The organism is Pseudomonas putida, from assembly GCF_002741075.1.
GTDB classification, from domain to species: domain Bacteria; phylum Pseudomonadota; class Gammaproteobacteria; order Pseudomonadales; family Pseudomonadaceae; genus Aquipseudomonas; species Aquipseudomonas putida_T.
Genome location: NZ_CP016634.1, coordinates 3,289,901 through 3,309,949 on the forward strand (window position 1 = coordinate 3,289,901; position 20,049 = coordinate 3,309,949).

The window sequence follows — 20,049 nt, forward strand, 5'->3', positions numbered from 1 at the left end:
TATCTCAGGGCTTTTCAGCCTTTTCGCGCAACCCCTTGAGGGTATTGAACGGCGCATCCACCACGAACTTGTTGGCCAGCCAGGACGGCACACTGCCTCCAGGCTCGGTATGCACCTGGTAGGTCACCTCGGTGCTGTCACCCTTGGGCACCAGTTTCCAGAAGCCCTGAACCTGGGCTACACGCACATAACCCTTTTCCTCCGGCAGGTACTTCGAGTCCTCCTCAAGCTTGCGCACCAGGCTGCCATCGGCCTCCTCGGTGGTGGTCACGTGCAGGATCGAATCACGCGGCGTCACCGGCCAGGGCGTATTGAAGCGGGTATAGGTCCAGCTCTGCGCCCCCTCCTGCTTGAGCAGCTTTTGCGACTCGCACTCATGGATCCACTTGCAGGCGCCAACAGTGTCTTCCTGCAAAGCCTTGACCTTGGCCAGCGGCGCCTTGATCACGGTCACACCGCGATAGGCCTTGTACTTGGAACCCGGCACTTCGCTGAGGGAAACCTTGATCCCCTCCTCGTCCTTGGCCACCTGCCAGTTTTCGGCCCAGGCAACCGGCGACAGCAGAACACCGACGCCACACAGCAGTGCAATACGCTTGATCGATCTCATCGTTTTGTTCCTTGTTGTCGAAGACCCAACCTGTCACGCCGCCGTCATCTGCTCCAGCCAACCGAGAATCCTGATCGCTTCGTCGCGATCACTGCCGCACACCTGCGCGTCCGCCTTGAACCCACCACACACCGCCGGCCGTTCAGCCTTGCCGAACAGCTCGCAGAGATTGTCGATGGTCAGGTGCAGGCACCGCTCACCAGCAGGCTTGCCCTGGGGCATGCGCGGCATCGGCGAGCTGATGGATGGGGCGATGCAGCATGCGCCGCAGCCCTCTCGGCATTTCATGGAACAGGACCCCCAGGAGCAAAACGGGACGAACGTCCCTGGATAGTAACCGCTCAAACATACGTTTGAAATTGCGGAACGGATGAAATCTGCCGTGACCCAGCAGTCAGTTGGAACCGCTACTGACGAAACTCGAAATCGATGGCCGCACCTTCCACGTCATGCCGGCTGTCGTTGCGCAACTGCAACTGCATTTCGTTGTTGATCAGGCGCCCATTGAGCTGGAAGGGACTGTCGTCGCTCACTGGCTTTTGCGGAAACATCGACGGCAACAAAGGCTTGCGGCGCATCACCGGATCACCGACCTCAGGCTTGAGTTCCTCCACCATCGCGGCAGGCAAGCTCAGGTCCAGCTTTGGCTTGGGCAATGGCTTGGCGACCGACTTGGCCAAGGGCTTCTTGCGCACAACCTTGCTGGAAGGCGTGGCCTTCCCCCTGGCCGGCGCCTTGCTCGCAACTTTGCCAGTCTTGCCCGCCGCCTGCTTGCGCACCGGCTTGGCCTCCGCCTTGGTATGCGCTGCAGACGCCTTGGTCGCAGGCTGAGCGGCATGCGCCAGGGCACCGGAAAGGCACATCGGCGTAAGGCAAAGGAACAGGACAAACGAGCGAAGCGCTTTCATGGACATCAGGGGCGTGCTGGAAAAGTGCGTATGCTCTCTGTTCTGCCCGCCCCTGGCAAGATTTACAAGAGTGATCCTGTCGACGACTTGCACAATTGATGGGCCAGCAGACCGAGCGTGATCACGGCTCGCTCGGCCTCCTTGTTCCACGGAATGCCGCAATTGAGCCGAATGCAATGGTTGAACTGCTCGGTGTTGCTGAAGATAAGCCCTGGTGCAATGCTGATCCCCTGCTCTAGCGCACGCACATGCAGATCCTGGGTATTGACTCTCCCCGGCAGGCTCACCCAGAGAATGAACCCTCCCGTGGGACGGGTCATCTGTGTACCTTCAGGGAAATGCTGCTGCACGGCCAACTGATACGCGCTGAGGTTCTTGCGGTACTCCTGGCGGATATAACGCAGGTGGCGGTCATAGCCGCCGTTTTCCAGGTAAGCGGCCACCCCCATCTGAGTCACGCTGCAAGCCGAATGGGTGGTGAAGGTCTGCAGGCGCTGGATCTCGTCCTGGTAGCGACCCGCTATCATCCAGCCCACCCGCACCCCAGGTGACAAGGTCTTGGAGAAGCTCGAGCAGTAGATGACCCGATCCAGACGATCGAACGCCTTGAGCGCCTTGGTCCGCCCCTGCTCGAACATCAGCTCGCCATAGATGTCGTCCTCGACGATCTGGATATCGAAGTCCGAGGCCAGGCGCAGCAACTGTTTCTGCCTGTCTTCAGGAATCGTGCCTCCCAAGGGATTGCTCAGGCGCGGGGTCAGCACCAGGGCCTTGATCGACCACTGGTTGGCGGCCAGTTGCAGTGCTTCCAGGCTGATGCCGGTCGACGGATCGCTGGGAATCTCGATGACCTTGAGCCCCAACAGGTCGGCCAACTGCAGCAATCCATAATAAGTGGGCGATTCGGCTGCGATCAGGTCACCCGGCCGGGTCAGCACCCGCAACGACATCTGTAGGGCATCGACGCAACCGTGGGTGACCACCACTTCGCGGGGATCGACCAACACCCCGGCGTCACGCATACGAATGGCGATCTGCCGACGCAGCGGCTCGAAACCAGGGCTGAACATGTAGCTGAAGGCGCGCGGGCTATGAAAGCGCGTCACCTTGGCCAACTGCTGATGCAGCGCCCGCACTGGCAGATAGTCAACATGCGGGACCGCCGCACCGAAGGGGAAAACGCCATCTCGTCGCGCCTCGGTCAACACCTGCTGGATGATGCTGGCACGAGTGACCAGCCCGGGCCGCTCGACCCGGGCGATTTCCGGGGTCTGCGCGGTGAGCGCCGGCGTCTGGTGCACGTAGTAGCCCGATTGCGGCCGCGCGCGGATCAACCCCTGATCTTCCAGGTTGGCATAGGCCTGCAGCACCGTGGCATGACTGACGTTGAGCTGGGCGCTCATCTTACGCACGGAGGGCACACGCTCGCCGGGCTGGTAGACACCTCGGCGGATGTCATCGGCCAGTTGCTGGGCAATGCGCTGGTACAGCAGCAGGTTGGTCATGGCGGCTCTCGAAACGCGGACGGGTTCGTTGTTCTTGTGCGACTCAAAGCCGAGTCAGAATACCGTAACAGTTACGAAGTGTACTGGGACAGATTGCAGAATAGTCAACAATACAGTCACGTAACAATCACAGAATCAACGAACCTATCCCTTCACCGACGAACGAAGCCGCCAAAGGACGACAGGAAGGGGCGCATAGCGCCCCGAGGTCAACGCGCTGGCGCGAGCTTGCCCTTCTCATCGGAGAAGACGATTTCGACCCGACGGTTCTGCGCCCTGCCCCGCTCGGACGCATTGGCGTCGATCGGATACTGGTCACCGTACCCTTCGACCTGAATGCGCTTTTCATCCACACCGAGGTCGACGAGCATGTCCGCCACGGCCTGGGCACGGTCGCGCGACAGTGCTAGGTTGTCTTCGGGAAGGCCGGTACTGTCCGTGTAACCTTCGACCCGCACCACGCGACGCGGATTGAGCTGCAGGAACTGGACGAGCTTGAGCACCGTGCGACTGGCAGAGGTCTTGAGTTCGGCCCGGCCGGTGTCGAACAGCACATCGCCCAACGTCATCACCAAGCCGCGATCGCTTTGCTCGGAGGCCATGGCCGCGATCTGCGCCTCGACCCACTTGCCCTGCTGTTGCACGCTGGCCAACTTGGCCTCGCGCAGCCCCAGCTGCAAGCGTTGACGCTCCAGGTCGAGCTTGGCCAGACGCTCTTGATTGAGGGCCAAGTTGGCATGTTCGGTGGCGATCTCACTGTAGCGCTTGCTCAAATACGCGTAGTGACGCACGTCGGAGCCGGTTCCGATATAGCTCGAGAGACGCTCGGCACGGGCCAGGGATTCACCTGCGCGAATCACATCGCGCGGCGCGCTGCGCAGCACATCGGCATCATCCTTGACCTTCTGGAAGGCGGCCGTCGCCTCATCGAGCGCCGACTCGCTGCGCTGGCTCGCGCAACCCTGTAACCCGACCAGTGCCAGCAGTGCCAGCGCGGTCATCGATTGACGACGCATCATGGCTGCACCTCCAGCTGCTTGCGAAGGCGCTTGACCCGTGTTTGCAGGACCTGGAGTTGCTCTTCGCTCTTCTGGGTCAATACCCGGGCCTCGGCCAGGCGCGCATCCAGCTCGGCCTGCTCCGCGCGCATACGCGCGTCACGGTAATCCTCGGTGGCCATGTTGGTCTTGGCTCTCGCCAGCTTGTCTTCGGCCAGTTTCAATTCCGCCACCTTCTCGGTGGCACCGACGGCCTTGGCCTGTTCCAAGGCCTGCTCGGACAGACGCATCTGCTCATTGGGCGCAGGATCGTTGGCGCAGCCAGCCAGGCCGAGCATGGCCAAGGCAAGGATCAGTGATTGGGTTCTCATTGCATTCCTACTGTTTAGGGGCATCCAGAGGCGCCTGCATCTGCGCCTTCCAGCGCTCGACATTGCGCTGCAGCACGGCCTGGGACGCCCCGGAGATCGGCAATTCTGTCAGTTTTTTTGCCAGTTGTCCGCGCAGCCAAGTGTCATTGCAAGCCGAGTTATGCGACACGGCCAGGTACAGCCCAGGCCGGTCCACCGGCAGCCCGCGGGCGATCAGGTCGTTGCCCATACCGAGGCTCTGGACCATGCCCATGCCCGAGTAACGCCCGGCCAGCACATAGTCGACCTGTCCCAGCACCAGTTTCTGGAAGGCCTGGGTCAGATTCTGAGCAGGGGCAAGTTTGAGCTGGGCCTTGGCGAAAGCCTCGAAGGCCGGTGTCAATCGGGCCCGCTCCGAAATGCTGCCCTGGTACTGGGCAAGGTCCGCCGGCCCGTCGAACACCAATGTGGCGTCATGGCGGGTCCAGACGAGGTACTCGTTGAGCTGCAACGGAGGGTGGATGTAGTCAAGGGCGGTCAACTGCTCGACCTGCATGGGCGTATCGATCAACAGGTCCATGCGCCCGCTGCGCACTTCCTCCAACGCCTGGTCGCGCTTGCCGGCGTACAGCACTTCGACCGACACCCCCAGCTCGGCTGCGACTTGACGCAGCAAGTCGACATTGGCCCCGATCAGGTGCCGAGGATCTTTCGGATCCTGCCAGGAATACGGCGGAGCATCCGGGCTGCCGGTCGCCACCAGACGTTCGCACTTGCCTGCCGCCATTGCCAATGGCGCCGACAACGCCGCCATGCAGGCCAGTACCCTGCCTGCTTTGCGAAACCCCATGCGCTACTCCTTGCAGCCAGAAAAAAGCCCGGACCTCGTTTCGGAGGGCCGGGCTTCTTTATAAGTGAAGCCGCCGGATCAGACCAGCTTTTCCAACTCTGGAACCGCCTCGAACAAATCGGCGACCAGGCCGTAGTCGGCCACCTGGAAGATCGGTGCCTCTTCGTCCTTGTTGATCGCGACGATCACCTTGGAGTCCTTCATGCCCGCCAGGTGCTGGATTGCGCCGGAGATACCGACGGCGATGTACAGCTGCGGGGCGACGATCTTGCCAGTCTGACCGACCTGCATGTCGTTGGGCACGAAGCCTGCGTCGACTGCAGCGCGCGAAGCACCGACAGCGGCGCCGAGCTTGTCGGCCAGAGCGTACAGGTGTTTGAAGTTGTCACCATTGCCCATGCCGCGACCACCGGAGACGACGATCTTGGCAGCGGTCAGCTCAGGACGATCTGACTTGGCCAGCTCTTCGCCAACGAAAGCGGACTTGCCAGCATCGTGCACGGCACCGACAGCCTCGACGGCAGCCGAACCACCCTCGGCGGCCACGGCGTCGAAACCGGTGGTACGCACGGTGATGACCTTGACCGCAGCGCTGGATTGCACGGTGGCGATAGCGTTACCGGCATAGATCGGGCGCTTGAAGGTGTCGGCGGACTCGACCGAAATGATCTCGGAGATCTGATCGACGTCCAGCAGCGCGGCAACGCGCGGCAGGATGTTCTTGCCGTTGGTGGTAGCCGGAGCCAGCACATGGCTGTAGCCCTTGCCCAGCTCAGCGACCAGGGGCGCTACGTTTTCCGGCAGGGCGTGGGCGTAGGCAGCGTTGTCCGCAACCAGCACCTTGGCAACGCCAGCGATCTTGGCGGCGGCTTCAGCGACACCACCGACGTTCTGGCCTGCAACCAGCACGTGGATATCACCACCGATCTTGGCGGCAGCGGCAACAGTGTTCAGGGTAGCCGGGGCAACGGCACCGTTTTCGTGTTCAGCGACAACCAGGATAGTCATTTAGATTACCTTCGCCTCGTTCTTCAGTTTCTCGACCAGTTCGGCCACCGACTTGACCTTGATACCCGCGCTGCGAGCAGCCGGGGCTTCGACTTTCAGGGTCTTGGTGGTGGAAGCGGTGGAGACGCCCAGCGCGTCTGGAGTGACAGTCTCCAGCGGCTTCTTCTTGGCTTTCATGATGTTGGGCAGCGACGCGTAGCGCGGCTCGTTCAGACGCAGGTCGGTGGTGACGATCGCCGGCAAGTTCAGCGCGACAGTCTGCAGGCCGCCATCGATTTCACGGGTGACGTTGAGCTTGTCGCCAGCCACTTCGACCTTGGAGGCGAAGGTGCCCTGGGCGTAGCCAGTCAGCGCGGCCAGCATCTGGCCGGTCTGGTTGTTGTCACTGTCGATGGCTTGCTTGCCGAGGATCACCAGCTGCGGCTGCTCCTTGTCGACCACGGCCTTGAGGGCCTTGGCCACGGCCAGGGAGTTCAGCTCTTCAGTGGTCTCGACCAGGATGGCGCGGTCAGCACCCAGGGCCAGAGCGGTACGCAGCTGCTCCTGGGCAGCAGTCGGGCCGACGGCAACGGCGATGATCTCGGTAGCCACGCCCTTTTCCTTCAGGCGTACGGCTTCTTCCACGGCGATTTCGCAGAAGGGGTTCATGGACATCTTGACGTTTGCAAGGTCGACGCCGGAGTTGTCCGCCTTGACGCGAACCTTGACGTTGTAGTCGACCACTCGTTTGACAGCTACAAGAACCTTCATGGATTCCTCGTTACTCTCCGGTGAAAAGAATGTCGCCTGGGGCATGCCCGGCGATTGCGCGTGGGTACAAGGGCACCTCTAAAAACGTTCCTGGCTGCGGGAAATTTCCTGTGACCGAACAGTCCTGTTTTGACTTCGCCGGCAAAACCGACGGGTCATTTCCTGTCGTGGCGTGTAGACTCCACTACAAAGCCGGATTCGGCCCGAAAACCCTGCTCCACGCCTGGTCTTTAGGGGTACACCTGCGCCCGGCGGTCAGCCTACGGCGAGCGTAAAACCGCTCGTATCTTGACCGTAACACCTAATCCGGTCAATACGGCAAATCGGCCAGCCTCCAGCCGCGTTCCAGTGATTTTACTGGGCTCCGGCAAATTCAAACAAACGTTTGTATTGGACCCGCCAAGTGGTGTAGATATAATGCGCGGCCAAGACAAAGCGGTGTAGTCCGTCATCCACGAAGCTACAGCTTACACAGTCGTGCATGGCCCTCCATCACCCAAAAAGACAAGACAAGCAACAGCGATGAGCCTTGAGTAGGAGAGAACCAGTGGAACGCGAATACATGGAATTCGACGTGGTCATCGTCGGCGCAGGCCCGGCGGGCCTGTCCGCCGCCTGCCGCCTGAAGCAGAAGGCCGCCGAAGCCGGTAACGAGATCAGCGTCTGCGTGGTCGAGAAAGGCTCGGAAGTCGGTGCCCACATCCTCTCCGGCGCGGTGTTCGAACCTCGCGCCTTGAACGAATTGTTCCCCGACTGGAAAGAACTCGGCGCTCCGCTGAACACCGAGGTCAAGCGCGACGACATCTATGTACTCAAGGATGCCGGCAGCTCGACCAAGGTCCCTGACCTGTTCGTGCCCAAGACCATGCACAACCAGGGCAACTACATCATCTCCCTGGGCAACCTGTGCCGCTGGCTGGCCCAGCAGGCCGAGAACCTGGGCGTGGAAATCTACCCAGGCTTCGCCGCCCAGGAAGCGCTGTTCGACGAAAACGGCGTAGTGCGCGGTATCATCACCGGCGACCTGGGTGTCGACCGCGAAGGCAACCCCAAAGACGGCCTGTACACCCCAGGCATGGAACTGCGCGCCAAGTACACCTTGTTCGCCGAAGGTTGCCGCGGACACATCGGCAAGCAGTTGATCAAGCGCTACAACCTCGACAGCGATTCCGACGTCCAGCACTACGGCATCGGCCTCAAGGAAATCTGGGAAATCGACCCGGCCAAGCACGAGCAAGGCCTGGTGGTGCACACTGCCGGCTGGCCGCTGGACGTGATGAGCGCAGAGAACACCGGCGGCTCGTTCCTCTATCACCTGGAGAACAACCAGGTGGTGGTCGGCCTGATCGTCGACCTGTCCTACGCCAACCCGTACCTCTCTCCGTTCGACGAGTTCCAGCGCCTGAAGCATCACCCGGTGATGAGCCAGTACCTCGAAGGCGGCAAGCGCATCAGCTACGGCGCTCGCGCCATCTGCAAAGGCGGCCTGAACTCGCTGCCGAAGATGGTCTTCAACGGCGGCGCGCTGATCGGCTGCGACCTGGGCACCCTGAACTTCTCCAAGATCAAGGGCAGCCACACCGCCATGAAGTCCGGCATGCTCGCCGCCGACGCCGTGGCCGAAGCGCTGTTCGCCGGCCGCGAAGGTGGCGACACCCTCGACAACTACGTCAGCGCCTTCAAGGCCAGCTGGCTGTATGACGAGCTGTTCGCCAGTCGCAACTTCGGCCCTGCGCTGCACAAGTTCGGCCCGTTGCTCGGCGGTGCATTCAACTACATCGACCAGAACTGGTTCGGCGGCAAGCTGCCGTTCACCCTGCACGACACCAAGCCGGACTACGCCTGCCTGAAGCTTGCGGCCGATTCGCAGAAGATCGATTACCCCAAACCCGATGGCAAACTCAGCTTTGACAAGTTGAGCTCGGTATTCCTCTCCAGCACCAACCATGAAGAGGAACAACCCTGCCACCTGAAGCTGGCCGACGCCAGCGTGCCAATCGCCAGCAACCTGCCGCTGTACGACGAACCGGCCCAGCGCTACTGCCCGGCCGGCGTGTACGAAGTGGTCACCCAGGAAGATGGCAACAAGCGCTTCCAGATCAACGCGCAGAACTGCGTGCACTGCAAGACCTGCGACATCAAGGATCCGGCCCAGAACATCACCTGGGTCACGCCAGAGGGCGCGGGCGGACCGAACTACCCGAACATGTAAGACCGCCCTTGCACGAAAAAGCCCCCAAGGCCAGGCCCTGGGGGCTTTTTCGTATTGGATTGCAGACAATCATACGGCCGGGGCTATGGTCCTGTAACGGACCTGCGTGGCACTCGTATCCAGCCCAAGCTGAGCGAGCCGCTCACGCACATGCGCCAGACAGGCGCCACCATCGGGCAAATAATGCCCAGACGCGTCGTTGATCATCCCCAGCAGATCCTGCACGATCGTGTGGGACGCTACACGTGCGATGCTGAACTCTCCTGCACAGACGACCGGGTTGCCGGAGCCGAGTTGACTATGGCGGATATAGCTGCTGCGGGATGCGGTCTTGTCCCAACGCCTGACAATGATGCTTCCCTGTGGGGTGTAGACCCACGTGTAAGAGTCGATCTCGGTATTGGGCTCAAGATAGACCGGTTTCTTGTCTTTGAGATCGTAGGCCAGAAGCCTGCCCTGGTACTCGCCAATCAGCTGGCAGACTCCATTGATCGTTTCAGGCTCGTAGGAGCGCCAATTCAGCCAATCAGACAGCAGAGGTCGCCAGTTGACCGGATAGGTGTATCCGGCGAAGTCCAACGGTGTCTGCCCGCCCTCCTCGCGCCAGTCCAACCAATTGATCTTGCCCGTCCAGTTTGCGCCTGAGGCTGGCAACAGCCATGGACTGTCGGATCCCAGCACACGATTGCTCATGTGGGCATTGACGACCAGATCCAGCGAACTCATCCGCCATGCCGGACCATAGCCGTCGCCGCTCACCTGATACAACTCCACGCTGACAAGTTCGTCGGCAAAGATCGCGCGCCCCTGGAACATGCTGACCAGATCCACGTCGGCGACCAAGGCCGAGCCTCGTTCGAAATTCCTGGCCAGAAACTGCTGGTGACGACTGCCGTTGATCGAGAAATAGACGCTGTCCGCAGTTCCGGCGCTGTATTCGTCGCAAACCTGGACATGCAGGACGAGTGTCTCAAGCAACATGCCCGATGCCTTGTTGCGCGGTCGTTTCACCTGCCAGCGCACGGATGGCGAACGCGTGTCCTGGGGCCCCAGCCAGACCTCGCCGTGCACCGAATCGGCACACAGCGCCTGCGTTTGATCGCCAAACCCAAGCGCCCCCTCGGGCGAGAGATGCCATCTTTCGCTCCCCTGGGCGGCAGGCAGACAACGTATGCCCAGACCAAGCACCTGACCGGTAGCGACACTGGTCAGTTTCCCGTCCTTGAACATCCATTGCATGGCAAGCGTCTCCGGCCCCGAATCAATGCGCACGCCTTTTTCATCGGCCATCAGCAGCGCGTGCTCATGGCCCAGACAGAATGGGAGGCCCACCGGAAGCCCCTCGATTTCGGACTCGCGGCCTTCCTTGCCATCGAGCGAATCGAGCTGTAGGTGCGAGACTTCCGCATCACGGCCATTGGCATCGATCAGACGCAGTGCAACGCCACTGGCCGCTTCCTGGATGTCAGCGATATGCCGAAACCCTTGCAGAAGATGGGCGCCAGTGAGCCGCTGGCCGTCTCCATAGACCACCAGCCAGGCCTGCTCATGATGTACCCGGTCATCGAAGACGCAGGCTTTGCTGCTCCCCCAGTTGATAACGGGTGTTCTCATCACTGGGGCATGGCCGGAATCAGCCTCTGGCGCGTCGTGCGACACACCCGAAAACAGCATGTCCTGTGGGATTTCCGGCAGTTGCTCGCGCGTCTGCCATTTCACGTTGAAACCGTACATCGATTGTCTCCAAATCCGTTAGATGCGGGTACTTGAATCAAGGACCGAGCAATCTACGGATGTGGAACACCAGCGGCAGTCAGCGCTGTTCCCTCTTCCAGGTGTGAACCCCAGCACGCGTCCCGTAGGACCCAGGCTGCTTCGCTAGAGTGGCGAGGTGACCGAGCACTGCGCTGCACACACGGGCCTACGATGGCGGAAGTACACCGCCGTCATGAAGCCGACAAGCCCCATGACCAAGCAGAACCCTACGCATACCCAGGGGCTCCAAGGCATCAATGCGATCAACGCCAGCGGCGTGGTGCTGGCCCACAGGGCGTAGGCGATGTTGTAGGTAAAGGAAATACCCGAAACGCGGATCTGCGCCGGGAACAACCCGACCATCACCGACGGCACCACCCCCACCACGCCACAGGACAAGCCCGCCAGAGCATAGGCCAACCAGATCCAGCCCAACTGCCCCACCAGGCTTGCGTACAACGCTCCGATGCCCAAGGGCAGCAGCAGGCTGTAGATCATCAACGCACGCCACGCACCGATGCGGTCGACCAGCAGGCCAGCCAATACGCAACCGATGTTGAGAAAGACGATGCCCACGCTGCTCAGGGCGAAGGTGTGCCCTGCGGCTATGCCAAAGCGCTGCTGCATCACGGTCGGCGTGATCACGACCAACACCACCACCGCCGAGGTCAGCACACAGGTCAGCAGCGCCGCCGGAAACAGCGCATGGCGATGCTCACCCAGCACGCTGCGCAGTGGAAACGCCACCGGCTGCTCCTGGCGCTCGCGCAGGGCCAGGAATACCGGCGTTTCACTCAACCAACGGCGCAACCAGACGCCGATGACACCAAACACACCACCCAACAGGAAGGGATAACGCCAGGCGTAGTCGAGAATTTCTTGCGGACTATAGACCTGCGCCAGCAAGGTCGCGGTCAGGGCACCCAGCAGGTAGCCGAAGGTCAGCCCGGCCTGCAAAAAGCCTAGGGCATAACCGCGTCGGCCAACAGGGGCGTGTTCGGCAACGAAGGTCCAGGCGCTCGGCACCTCGCCGCCCACTGCAGCGCCTTGAAGGATGCGCAATGCCAGCAGGATCAGCGGCGCGGCATAGCCGATATCGGCATAGGTCGGCATCACGCCGATCAGCAAGCACGGCAAGGCCATCATCAGGATACTCAGGCTGAACACCCGCTTGCGCCCCAGATGGTCGGCGAAGTGCGCCATCAGGATGCCGCCCAGCGGCCTGGCCAGGTAGCCAGTGACGAAAATCCCGAAGCTTTGCAGCAGCCGCAACCACTCGGGCATCTCGGGCGGGAAGAACAGTTGGCTGAGGGTCAGGGCAAAGAACACGAAGATGATGAAATCGTAGATTTCCAACGCGCCGCCCAACGCCGCCAGGCCCAGGGTCCGGTGATCGCCACGGCTGAACCGGGGCGCACGGGCGGTATCGATGGCAGTCATGGCAAGGTTCCGCAGATCGGCAAAAGGCAAGAGGATAGCAAATGCCACCCCCTTGCCCCACCCGACTCAGCTCGAGCGGCTGAACACCGTGTGGCCGTAGTTCATGCGTCGGATCGGGCCGCCCTTGCCCACCAAGCTCGCCGGCAGAGGCAACTGCCCTATCACCAGCGGCAGGTCGATGATCGCCATGAACGATTCCAGCGCCTCGTCATCCGGTACGCGCGGCAGGCTGATGTTCACCGCCTGGCGCTGGGCCTGAGGCACCGCAGGCACCTTCAAGTGCTGGGAGTGGTAGAGCAAGGCATGCTGGATCTGGGTGCTGACCCGGCAGAAGCGCGCCAGGTCGACACCAGCGTGGCTGGCCAGCTCGATATTGCCGATCAACAGGTTGAACGGTTGCAGCGCACTCTGCACCAGGCGCTGCAGGTCTTCGAAGCTCTCCACCGGGGCGATGCGGTAATAGCCCAGGCCATTGAGCATTTTCTCCAGTTGCAAACGCTGGCACGGATGCTCGTCGGCAATGAGGATGCGCAGGGTCTTGTTTGCCATCGTCTGCACCTGGGCAACGAGGGTTGAGGAAATACGCCCTGCCCCTACTACGCCAGTACAGGCGACCGCCGCGACGGGGCCTGGCCGGGGACTTTCCTTGATAGTTGTCGGGAAACCAGGAGAAATCAAGTCGCCAGCATGGGAATTTTCATTTGCCATCAAGGGTGTAACGCAGCTGATACGGGTGTTTCAGCGCCGTGTCGAATACGTCAGGATTCCCACTCGCGCATGCGCACGCGGCAGTGTTTCATCGCATTGACAATGTGCTTTTCCACCAGGCTGCGGGAGATCCCCAAACGCTCGGCGATCTGCTGGTGGGACAGCCCTTCGAGCTTGCGCAGCAGGAAGCTTTCCCGGCAGGGCTTGTTCAGTTCATCCAGCGCGCGCTGCATCAGTTCCAGGCGCTGGTCCATCTGCATGCGCTGGGACAACCCAGGCCCATGCCAGCGCTCGTCCGTATCCAGCACCTCCAGCGGCTCGGCCTGGCGTACCTGATGACGCCGATGGCGATCGACTACCAGATTCAGTGCAGTACGGTACAAAAAGGCGCGCGGGTGTTCGATGCGCTGAGCATCGGTGCGCTCCAGCACCCTCAGGTAGGCATCATGGGCGACGTCCTCTGCCGCCTGGCGGTTGCCCAGGCGCGCGGAAAGGAAACTCACCAGCTCACGATAGTAATGTTCCACGACGGTACCTGGCATTTCCTTGCTCGACACTTGCAATCGGAACACGGGACGAAGTGATATCAATGCGACATACTACAAATTATAATTATTCTCAGCAACAGCCTACCTCTTTGCCTTCTGCGCTTAAATTCCGACATCCAGGCTTCGTCTAACTGGGACCGCCTTGCGCCCCACGATTGACCGCGCGTGGCCATCACTCCTGGCCGGAAGCCTGCATGAAACGCTTAACCAACACCCGCCGTCGTATCCTGTTCGGTGGCCTGGGCCTGCTCGGCCTGGGTGCCTCGCTGGCCTGGAAGACCCTGCCCTTCGGCGCGCTGCCGGTCAGCACCGTCGAGGTCGTGCGGGGCGATATCGAAAGCAGCGTCACCGCCCTGGGCACCTTGCAGCCCAGGCGTTATGTCGATGTGGGCGCCCAGGCCTCCGGGCAGATCCGCACCCTGCACGTTGAGGTGGGCGACCCAGTGCGCCAGGGCCAACTGCTGGTGGAGATCGACCCGTCCACCCAGCAAGCCAGGCTCGACGCCGGCCGCTACTCGATCGAAAACCTCAAGGCCCAGTTGGCCGAGCAACGCGCCCAGCACCGGCTGGCCACCCAGCAGCACGCACGCCAACGCGACCTGGCCGCCGCCGGCGCCACCCGAGAGGAAGACCTGCAAACGGCCCAGGCCCAACTCAAGGTGACCCAGGCCCGCATCGACATGTACCAGGCGCAGATCCGCCAGGCCCAGGCCAGCCTGCGCAGCGATGAGGCCGAACTGGGCTACACACGCATCTACGCGCCCATGAGCGGCACCGTGGTCGCGGTGGATGCTCGGGAGGGCCAGACCCTCAACGCCCAGCAACAGACGCCGTTGATCCTGCGTATCGCCAAGCTCTCGCCGATGACCGTCTGGGCCCAAGTGTCGGAAGCCGACATCGGCAAGGTCCAGCCCGGCATGAGCGCCTATTTCACCACCCTGGCCGGCGGCAAACGCCGCTGGAGCAGCCGCGTGCGCCAGATCCTGCCGATCCCGCCCAAGCCACTGGACCAGGCCAGCCAGGGTGGCGGCAGCCCGGCCAGCGCCAGCATCGGCACCACCGGCAACAAGGTGGTGCAGTACACCGTGCTGCTGGACGTCGATAACCCCGATGGCGCCCTGATGGCCGAAATGACCACCCAGGTGTTCTTCGTCGCCGGCCAGGCCAAGCAGGTGCTCACCGCGCCTCTGGCGGCGCTGGACGACACCGACGGCGACGGCCTGCGCCTGGCCCAGGTGCTCAATCGCGAAGGCAAGATCGAGCAGCGTCAGGTCCGCACCGGCCTGAGCGACCGCCTGCGCGTGCAGATCCTCGACGGTCTGAGCGAGGGCGAGCGCCTGGTCATCGGTGCCCCGTCCGCCAGCGGAGGTTGAATGTCTGCGCCCCTGATCGAACTCACCGACATCCGCAAGGCCTACGGCGGCATCGACACACCCAAAGTCGAGGTGCTGCGCGGCATCAGCCTGAGCATCCACCCCGGCGAGTTCGTCGCCATCGTCGGCGCCTCGGGGTCAGGCAAGTCGACGCTGATGAACATCCTCGGCTGCCTCGATCGCCCAAGCGCCGGCCATTATCGCTTTGCCGGCAAGGACGTCGCCGACCTGGACAGCGACGAACTGGCCTGGCTGCGCCGAGAGGCCTTTGGCTTCGTGTTCCAGGGCTATCACCTGATCCCCTCGGGCTCCGCCCAAGAGAACGTCGAGATGCCGGCCATCTACGCCGGCACCCCAGCCGTCGAACGCCACGCCAGGGCCCACGCCCTGCTCGAACGCCTGGGTCTGGCCAGCCGCACCGGCAACCGCCCACACCAGTTGTCCGGCGGCCAGCAGCAACGGGTATCGATCGCCCGGGCCTTGATGAACGGTGGCCACATCATCCTCGCCGACGAGCCCACGGGCGCACTGGACAGCCACAGCGGCGCCGAAGTCATGGCCTTGCTGGACGAGCTCGCCCACCAAGGCCATGTGATCATCCTGATCACCCATGACCGCGAAGTGGCGGCACGCGCACACCGAGTCATCGAGATCCGCGACGGCCTGATGATCAGCGACTCGGCCGACGAGGCCCCCGCAACCGAGAGCCATCAAGGCCTGCAAGCCGACGAGCTGCGCCAGCGCCTGGACCGCGGCGCCACCCTGCGCGGCGCCTGGAAAGGCGAGCTGTTCGAAGCCTTGCAGGCGGCCTGGCGGGTCATGTGGATCAACCGCTTTCGCACGGCCCTGACCTTGCTCGGCATCGTCATCGGCGTTGCCTCGGTGGTGGTGATGCTGGCAGTCGGTGAAGGCAGCAAACGTCAGGTCATGGCGCAGATGGCCGCGTTCGGCTCGAACATCCTCTACCTGTCCGGCAAGGCGGCGACCCTGCGCGAGCCGGCGGGCCTCATCACCTTGGACGATGTCGCCGCGATCGCCGAGCTGCCCCAGGTCAAACGCGTCATGCCGGTCATCGGCGAAGAGCTGATGGTGCGTTACGGCAACAACAGCCAGCAGTTCTATGTCGGCGGCAACAACACCTGGTTCCCTGAGATCTTCAACTGGCCGGTGGTCGAGGGCAGCTTATTCAGCGAAGCAGACGAAGCCAGTGGCGCCGCCGTGGCAGTGATCGGCCAGAAAGTGAAGGAGAAGATGCTCGACAACCAGCGCGACCCGCTGGGTCAGTACCTGTTGATTGGCAACGTGCCGTTCCAGGTCATCGGCATCCTGGCCGGCAAGGGTGCCAGCTCGGGCGACCAGGACAGCGACGAACGCATCGTGGTGCCCTACTCCGCCGCCGCCATCCGCCTGTTCGGCCGTTACGACCCCGAATACGTCACCATCGCCGCCCTCGATTCCTCACGTGTGCATGACACCGAAGCGGCCATCGACCACCTGCTGCGCCAGCGTCACCAAGGCAAGCACGACTTCGAACTGACCAACGACGCCGCCTTGATCCAGGCCGAGGCACGCACCCAGAACAGCCTGTCGCTGATGCTCGGTGCCATTGCCGCCATCTCCTTGCTGGTCGGCGGCATCGGCGTGATGAACATCATGCTCATGACCGTGCGCGAGCGCACTCGCGAGATTGGCATCCGCATGGCCACTGGGGCCCGTCAGCGCGACATCCTGCGTCAGTTCCTCAGCGAAGCGGTGATGCTGTCGATGGTCGGCGGGGTGACGGGCATCGTCCTTGCCCTGTGCATCGGCAGTGGCCTGATGCTCGCAGGCATTGCCGTGGCGTTCGCCTTGCCTGCCATTCTCGGCGCATTCGCCTGCGCCGTCGTCACCGGCGTGGTGTTCGGCTTCATGCCGGCCCGCAAGGCCGCTCGCCTCGATCCGGTCAAAGCCCTTACCAGCGTATAACTCATGACCCTGCCCAGCCGCATCAGCCTGTTGACCCTGAGCCTCGCCCTCGCCGCCTGCAGCACACCGCCCGCACCGGAGGCCGGTATCGCCGCCCCAGCGGCCTGGCTCACCCAGCCCGACGACGGTGCCCGGCCGCGGCCCGACGCTGTCTGGTGGAAGGCCTTCGCCAGCCCTGAGCTGGACCATTTGATCGAACGAGCCCTGGCCAACAGCCATGACCTCGGCGCCGCCACCGCACGGGTGCGCCAGGCCCAGGCCCGCGCAGTGATCGCGGGTGCGCCTTTGTTGCCCGAGGTGCAGTTCGGCCTGGATGGCAGCCGCCAGCGCCTGCTGCGCGGCGATGGCAATGACCAGCTCGATGCCAGCAGCAGCGAGCGCACCAGCACCTCGTTCGGCACCCGTCTGAGCGCCAGCTACGAGATCGATTTCTGGGGAGGCCTGCGCGCTGCCCGCGACAGCGCCTTGCATGGCCTGGACGCCAGCCGTTTCGACCGCCAGACGGTCGAGCTGACCTTGGCCAGCGCGGTGGCCGACAGTTACCTCCAAGGCCTGGCATTGGAGGAACAGCTGCGCATTGCCCGTCTGAACTTGAGCAACGCCCGTGATGTGCTGACGCTGGTGCAAGCGCGGGAGCGATCAGGCTCGGCCACGCGCCTGGAGCTGGCCCAGCAGCGCAGCCTGGTGGCTGCCCAGGAACGCCAGGTGCCGCTGCTTGCGCAGCAATGGCAGGATAGCCGCGTCACCTTGGCCACCCTGCTGGGCGAGCCGGTCCAGCGCCTGCCCGCCAGCCGCCACACCCTCGGCGCCCTGCAATGGCCACACATCGGCAGCGGCGTGCCCAGCGACCTGCTCGGCCGACGCCCCGACATCGCCGCTGCCGAGGCACGCCTGGCGGCAGCCAGCGCCAATGTACAAGTCGCCCGGGCCGCGCTGCTGCCCAAGCTGACCCTTGGCGCCGACCTGGGCAGTGGCGCACGCACCTTCGCCCAGATCCTGGACAGCCCCTATTACACCCTCACCAGCGGGCTGATCGCGCCGGTCTTCAACAACGGCCGCCTGCGCGCCGCCCGCGACCTGGCCACGGCCGAGCAGCAAGAACTGCTGGAGAACTACCGGGCGAGCATCCTGGCGGGCTTCGCCGACGTGGAAAAGGCGCTCAACGCCATTCGGGGCGTGGACAATCAGCGCCAGTGGCAAGATGAGGAAGTGCGCCAGGCGCGCATCGCGTTCGACCTGGCCCAACAGCGTTATGCCGCAGGGGCCGAGACGTTGCTCAGCGTGCTGGAAACCCAGCGCACTTTGTATGAAGCCCAGGACCAGCAGGCACAATTGCGCCTGGCCCGGCTACAGGGCAGCGTGGCGTTGTACAAGGCATTGGGGGGTGGCTGGCAGGTGCCGCGCTGAACGGCATCGGGGCCGCTATGCGGCCCCTGGGCATCGATCAGGACACAATGTTTTTCAGCGACAGATGCCGCGCATACCAGGGTCGACGCGGCACCCGCCGCACCAGATCGCCGATCGCATCATCCTCGCCAAAGGTGATGCGCAGCGCCAGCTTCATGGTCTCGACGTCCATCTCCACCGACTTGCCGGGACGCATGCCAGGAACCGTGCTGCAACCATGGGTGTCCGGCCCCAGCCAGGGATCATCGACCTCCACCCAGCGCCCTGGCGCGAACCAGTTCACGCCGTTGACCTGCACACGCCGCACCTGGCCTGGGTGGTAGCGCTCCTGGGCGCGGTACCAGTCCTCGATCCGGTCATCGATCCAGCCATGGAAGCCCCAGAACACTGGGTTCACATGGGAGGAAAACGGGTCGCCAAGAAAGTCGTTGTCCGGCCCGAACCAACGCGCGGCGAAGTCCGCCGGATCACGCGCGAAAGGCACCGGTGCGCCGTTAAGCGGATCACGCGGCACCGAAGCCCAGCACATGTGCAGCCAGTCGTGCAGGGTCATTTCCATCTCCGAACCCAGCGCGCCCAGGCTCAGTTTTGCAAGGTACCGAGGATCTTGATATTGCGACTCCCAGACCTGGAAGTTGCTGCAGAACGTCTCGCCGGCCTTGATCGCCGACACCCACTGGCCATAGGGCTCATCGTCCGGCGCCTGCCAACTGGGCGGCACACAGCAGCCATCGTGGTTCTCGTGGTAGCGGGCAAAGCCTGCCCGGTCGAGCTCGACGCTCGGCTGCGGCAATGGGAAGTGCGTCCAGGACGGCAAATCCTGCAGTCGACGCGCGGACTGCAGCATGTGCCGGTGCATGAACAGAAAATCGATCCCCGAGCCATTGCGATGCTTGCGCGGGCCACGGGCGTCGCGCTCACGCTCCCTTGGACCCGGCTGCCAGCCCAGACCGCGCAAGGCGCCGCGCTGCTGCTCGGACAGGTCATGCCATTTGTCCCGGGTGGCGTGCCAAAGCTGATGGAACAAACGGTGCTCGGCGCTGAGCACCCAGGCCTGCATCTGCGGCGTGTAGCCGATGCGCTCGCGGGCCTCTGGGAAGCGCCGCTTGACCGCGACAAAGCGGCTGTCGGCCAACGGCAGGTTCAGTGGTCGATCCAGCCGCTGCAGGCGCCCGCTCAGGGTGCCGGTACCGGCATTGGCGAAATCGCCCCAGACCTCGTCGAGACTGGCAGTGCATTCGTAGCTCGGCCCGCCCCGCTGGTTGAGCAACCGCCAGCGCACCTGCGCCGAAGAGGCCCCGACCAGGTCGCCCAACACCCGGTAATGGGCCACCCCGTCGCCACGCAGGCGCTCGCCGGTATCGACGAAGCCGCGCAAGCCACGGCCCTTGGTGGCGACATCGAGAAACAGCTCGACACCTTGCACCGGCAGCCCTTCAAGGCCCGATTCAGCGCCTTCGAAGCGCACGTCCCAGATCCCACGCAGGTGATCGGCCAGTACTTGCCCTGCATAGTCAGCCAATTCGACGCTGGCCTCCCCTGGGGTGACGATGTCGTCCTCAGGGTCGTGGGTCAGGGTCTTGTGCGCGTAATACGCCGCCGTACCGGTTGCCCCGGCCACGGCCAGGCCTGCGATGAATCCTCGTCGGGAAATGCCCATTG

18 protein-coding genes are annotated in these 20,049 nt (G+C 63.1%); 4 read left to right on the forward strand and 14 right to left on the reverse strand.

The genetic code is table 11. The annotated features are described in order from the left end of the window. Nucleotides 1-4: 4 nt before the first annotated feature. The 9 genes from IEC33019_RS15495 to IEC33019_RS15535 all read right to left on the reverse strand — a co-directional run bounded on the left by IEC33019_RS15495 (nt 5) and on the right by IEC33019_RS15535 (nt 6,979). Complete coding sequence (locus IEC33019_RS15495; RefSeq protein WP_070092052.1) at nt 5-610, reverse strand: START domain-containing protein; 606 nt, start codon at nt 608-610, stop codon at nt 5-7. 33 nt (nt 611-643) lie between these two features. Next, entirely contained in the window at nt 644-898 is a 255-nt protein-coding gene (locus IEC33019_RS15500) for a YkgJ family cysteine cluster protein (RefSeq protein ID WP_070092053.1), read from the reverse strand. Nucleotides 899-1,017: 119 nt separating this feature from the next. Further along, the gene (locus IEC33019_RS15505; protein WP_070092132.1) at nt 1,018-1,518 is read right to left on the reverse strand and encodes a hypothetical protein; all 501 of its coding nucleotides are present in this window, start codon (nt 1,516-1,518) and stop codon (nt 1,018-1,020) included. Nucleotides 1,519-1,580: 62 nt separating this feature from the next. Continuing rightward, nucleotides 1,581-3,023 (reverse strand): PLP-dependent aminotransferase family protein, encoded by a 1,443-nt coding sequence (locus IEC33019_RS15510; protein ID WP_070092054.1) that lies wholly within the window; start codon nt 3,021-3,023, stop codon nt 1,581-1,583. A 209-nt stretch (nt 3,024-3,232) separates the two neighbouring features. Beyond that, on the reverse strand, nt 3,233-4,042 hold the full coding sequence (locus tag IEC33019_RS15515) for an OmpA family protein (protein ID WP_070092055.1): 810 nt from the start codon (nt 4,040-4,042) through the stop codon (nt 3,233-3,235). After that, nucleotides 4,039-4,392: a DUF4398 domain-containing protein gene (locus IEC33019_RS15520; RefSeq protein WP_070092056.1), complete on the reverse strand. Its 354-nt coding sequence runs from the start codon at nt 4,390-4,392 to the stop codon at nt 4,039-4,041. Before IEC33019_RS15520 ends, IEC33019_RS15515 begins: the two co-directional genes overlap by 4 nt. 7 nt (nt 4,393-4,399) lie before the next feature. After that, nucleotides 4,400-5,221 carry a substrate-binding periplasmic protein gene (locus IEC33019_RS15525; RefSeq protein WP_070092057.1) on the reverse strand — a complete coding sequence of 274 codons (822 nt, stop codon included), beginning with the start codon at nt 5,219-5,221 and terminating at the stop codon, nt 4,400-4,402. Nucleotides 5,222-5,299: 78 nt separating this feature from the next. Beyond that, nucleotides 5,300-6,229: an electron transfer flavoprotein subunit alpha/FixB family protein gene (locus tag IEC33019_RS15530; protein ID WP_070092058.1), complete on the reverse strand. Its 930-nt coding sequence runs from the start codon at nt 6,227-6,229 to the stop codon at nt 5,300-5,302. After that, entirely contained in the window at nt 6,230-6,979 is a 750-nt protein-coding gene (locus IEC33019_RS15535) for an electron transfer flavoprotein subunit beta/FixA family protein (RefSeq protein WP_070092059.1), read from the reverse strand. A gap of 547 nt (nt 6,980-7,526) precedes the next feature. Between IEC33019_RS15535 and IEC33019_RS15540 the strand changes: the two genes are divergently transcribed. Next, on the forward strand, nt 7,527-9,191 hold the full coding sequence (locus tag IEC33019_RS15540; RefSeq protein ID WP_070092060.1) for an electron transfer flavoprotein-ubiquinone oxidoreductase: 1,665 nt from the start codon (nt 7,527-7,529) through the stop codon (nt 9,189-9,191). A 69-nt stretch (nt 9,192-9,260) separates the two neighbouring features. Here IEC33019_RS15540 and IEC33019_RS15545 read toward each other — a convergent pair whose 3' ends face one another. From IEC33019_RS15545 to IEC33019_RS15560, 4 genes are all read right to left on the reverse strand, one after another. Further along, nucleotides 9,261-10,925 (reverse strand): hypothetical protein, encoded by a 1,665-nt coding sequence (locus tag IEC33019_RS15545; protein ID WP_070092061.1) that lies wholly within the window; start codon nt 10,923-10,925, stop codon nt 9,261-9,263. Between the two features lie 144 nt (nt 10,926-11,069). After that, nucleotides 11,070-12,386 carry an MFS transporter gene (locus tag IEC33019_RS15550; protein ID WP_070092062.1) on the reverse strand — a complete coding sequence of 439 codons (1,317 nt, stop codon included), beginning with the start codon at nt 12,384-12,386 and terminating at the stop codon, nt 11,070-11,072. Nucleotides 12,387-12,452: 66 nt separating this feature from the next. Continuing rightward, the gene (locus IEC33019_RS15555; RefSeq protein ID WP_070092063.1) at nt 12,453-12,935 is read right to left on the reverse strand and encodes a response regulator; all 483 of its coding nucleotides are present in this window, start codon (nt 12,933-12,935) and stop codon (nt 12,453-12,455) included. Nucleotides 12,936-13,144: 209 nt separating this feature from the next. Continuing rightward, nucleotides 13,145-13,621, reverse strand: a complete 477-nt coding sequence (locus IEC33019_RS15560) for a sigma-70 family RNA polymerase sigma factor (RefSeq protein ID WP_070092133.1) — start codon at nt 13,619-13,621, stop codon at nt 13,145-13,147. 215 nt (nt 13,622-13,836) lie between these two features. Between IEC33019_RS15560 and IEC33019_RS15565 the strand changes: the two genes are divergently transcribed. The 3 genes from IEC33019_RS15565 to IEC33019_RS15575 are packed head-to-tail and all read left to right on the forward strand — an operon-like array spanning nt 13,837 to nt 18,387. Next, nucleotides 13,837-15,015 (forward strand): efflux RND transporter periplasmic adaptor subunit, encoded by a 1,179-nt coding sequence (locus IEC33019_RS15565; RefSeq protein ID WP_070092064.1) that lies wholly within the window; start codon nt 13,837-13,839, stop codon nt 15,013-15,015. Beyond that, the gene (locus IEC33019_RS15570; RefSeq protein ID WP_070092065.1) at nt 15,016-16,980 is read left to right on the forward strand and encodes a MacB family efflux pump subunit; all 1,965 of its coding nucleotides are present in this window, start codon (nt 15,016-15,018) and stop codon (nt 16,978-16,980) included. A 3-nt stretch (nt 16,981-16,983) separates the two neighbouring features. Continuing rightward, nucleotides 16,984-18,387, forward strand: a complete 1,404-nt coding sequence (locus IEC33019_RS15575) for an efflux transporter outer membrane subunit (RefSeq protein ID WP_070092066.1) — start codon at nt 16,984-16,986, stop codon at nt 18,385-18,387. Nucleotides 18,388-18,424: 37 nt separating this feature from the next. Here IEC33019_RS15575 and pvdP read toward each other — a convergent pair whose 3' ends face one another. Beyond that, on the reverse strand, nt 18,425-20,047 hold the full coding sequence (pvdP, locus tag IEC33019_RS15580; protein WP_070092067.1) for a pyoverdine maturation tyrosinase PvdP: 1,623 nt from the start codon (nt 20,045-20,047) through the stop codon (nt 18,425-18,427). Nucleotides 20,048-20,049: the final 2 nt, after the last annotated feature.

Excerpts from the sequence above, each read along its gene's own strand:
- IEC33019_RS15530 (WP_070092058.1), bottom strand. The coding sequence starts at position 6,229 with ATGACTATCCTGGTTGTCGCTGAACACGAAAACGGTGCCGTTGCCCCG.
- IEC33019_RS15555 (WP_070092063.1), bottom strand. The coding sequence starts at position 12,935 with ATGGCAAACAAGACCCTGCGCATCCTCATTGCCGACGAGCATCCGTGC.
- IEC33019_RS15565 (WP_070092064.1), top strand. The coding sequence starts at position 13,837 with ATGAAACGCTTAACCAACACCCGCCGTCGTATCCTGTTCGGTGGCCTG.
- IEC33019_RS15500 (WP_070092053.1), bottom strand. The coding sequence starts at position 898 with ATGAAATGCCGAGAGGGCTGCGGCGCATGCTGCATCGCCCCATCCATC.
- IEC33019_RS15570 (WP_070092065.1), top strand. The coding sequence starts at position 15,016 with ATGTCTGCGCCCCTGATCGAACTCACCGACATCCGCAAGGCCTACGGC.
- IEC33019_RS15550 (WP_070092062.1), bottom strand. The coding sequence starts at position 12,386 with ATGACTGCCATCGATACCGCCCGTGCGCCCCGGTTCAGCCGTGGCGAT.
- IEC33019_RS15545 (WP_070092061.1), bottom strand. The coding sequence starts at position 10,925 with ATGTACGGTTTCAACGTGAAATGGCAGACGCGCGAGCAACTGCCGGAA.
- IEC33019_RS15495 (WP_070092052.1), bottom strand. The coding sequence starts at position 610 with ATGAGATCGATCAAGCGTATTGCACTGCTGTGTGGCGTCGGTGTTCTG.
- IEC33019_RS15525 (WP_070092057.1), bottom strand. The coding sequence starts at position 5,221 with ATGGGGTTTCGCAAAGCAGGCAGGGTACTGGCCTGCATGGCGGCGTTG.
- IEC33019_RS15575 (WP_070092066.1), top strand. The coding sequence starts at position 16,984 with ATGACCCTGCCCAGCCGCATCAGCCTGTTGACCCTGAGCCTCGCCCTC.
- IEC33019_RS15520 (WP_070092056.1), bottom strand. The coding sequence starts at position 4,392 with ATGAGAACCCAATCACTGATCCTTGCCTTGGCCATGCTCGGCCTGGCT.
- pvdP (WP_070092067.1), bottom strand. The coding sequence starts at position 20,047 with ATGGGCATTTCCCGACGAGGATTCATCGCAGGCCTGGCCGTGGCCGGG.
- IEC33019_RS15515 (WP_070092055.1), bottom strand. The coding sequence starts at position 4,042 with ATGATGCGTCGTCAATCGATGACCGCGCTGGCACTGCTGGCACTGGTC.
- IEC33019_RS15505 (WP_070092132.1), bottom strand. The coding sequence starts at position 1,518 with ATGAAAGCGCTTCGCTCGTTTGTCCTGTTCCTTTGCCTTACGCCGATG.
- IEC33019_RS15535 (WP_070092059.1), bottom strand. The coding sequence starts at position 6,979 with ATGAAGGTTCTTGTAGCTGTCAAACGAGTGGTCGACTACAACGTCAAG.
- IEC33019_RS15510 (WP_070092054.1), bottom strand. The coding sequence starts at position 3,023 with ATGACCAACCTGCTGCTGTACCAGCGCATTGCCCAGCAACTGGCCGAT.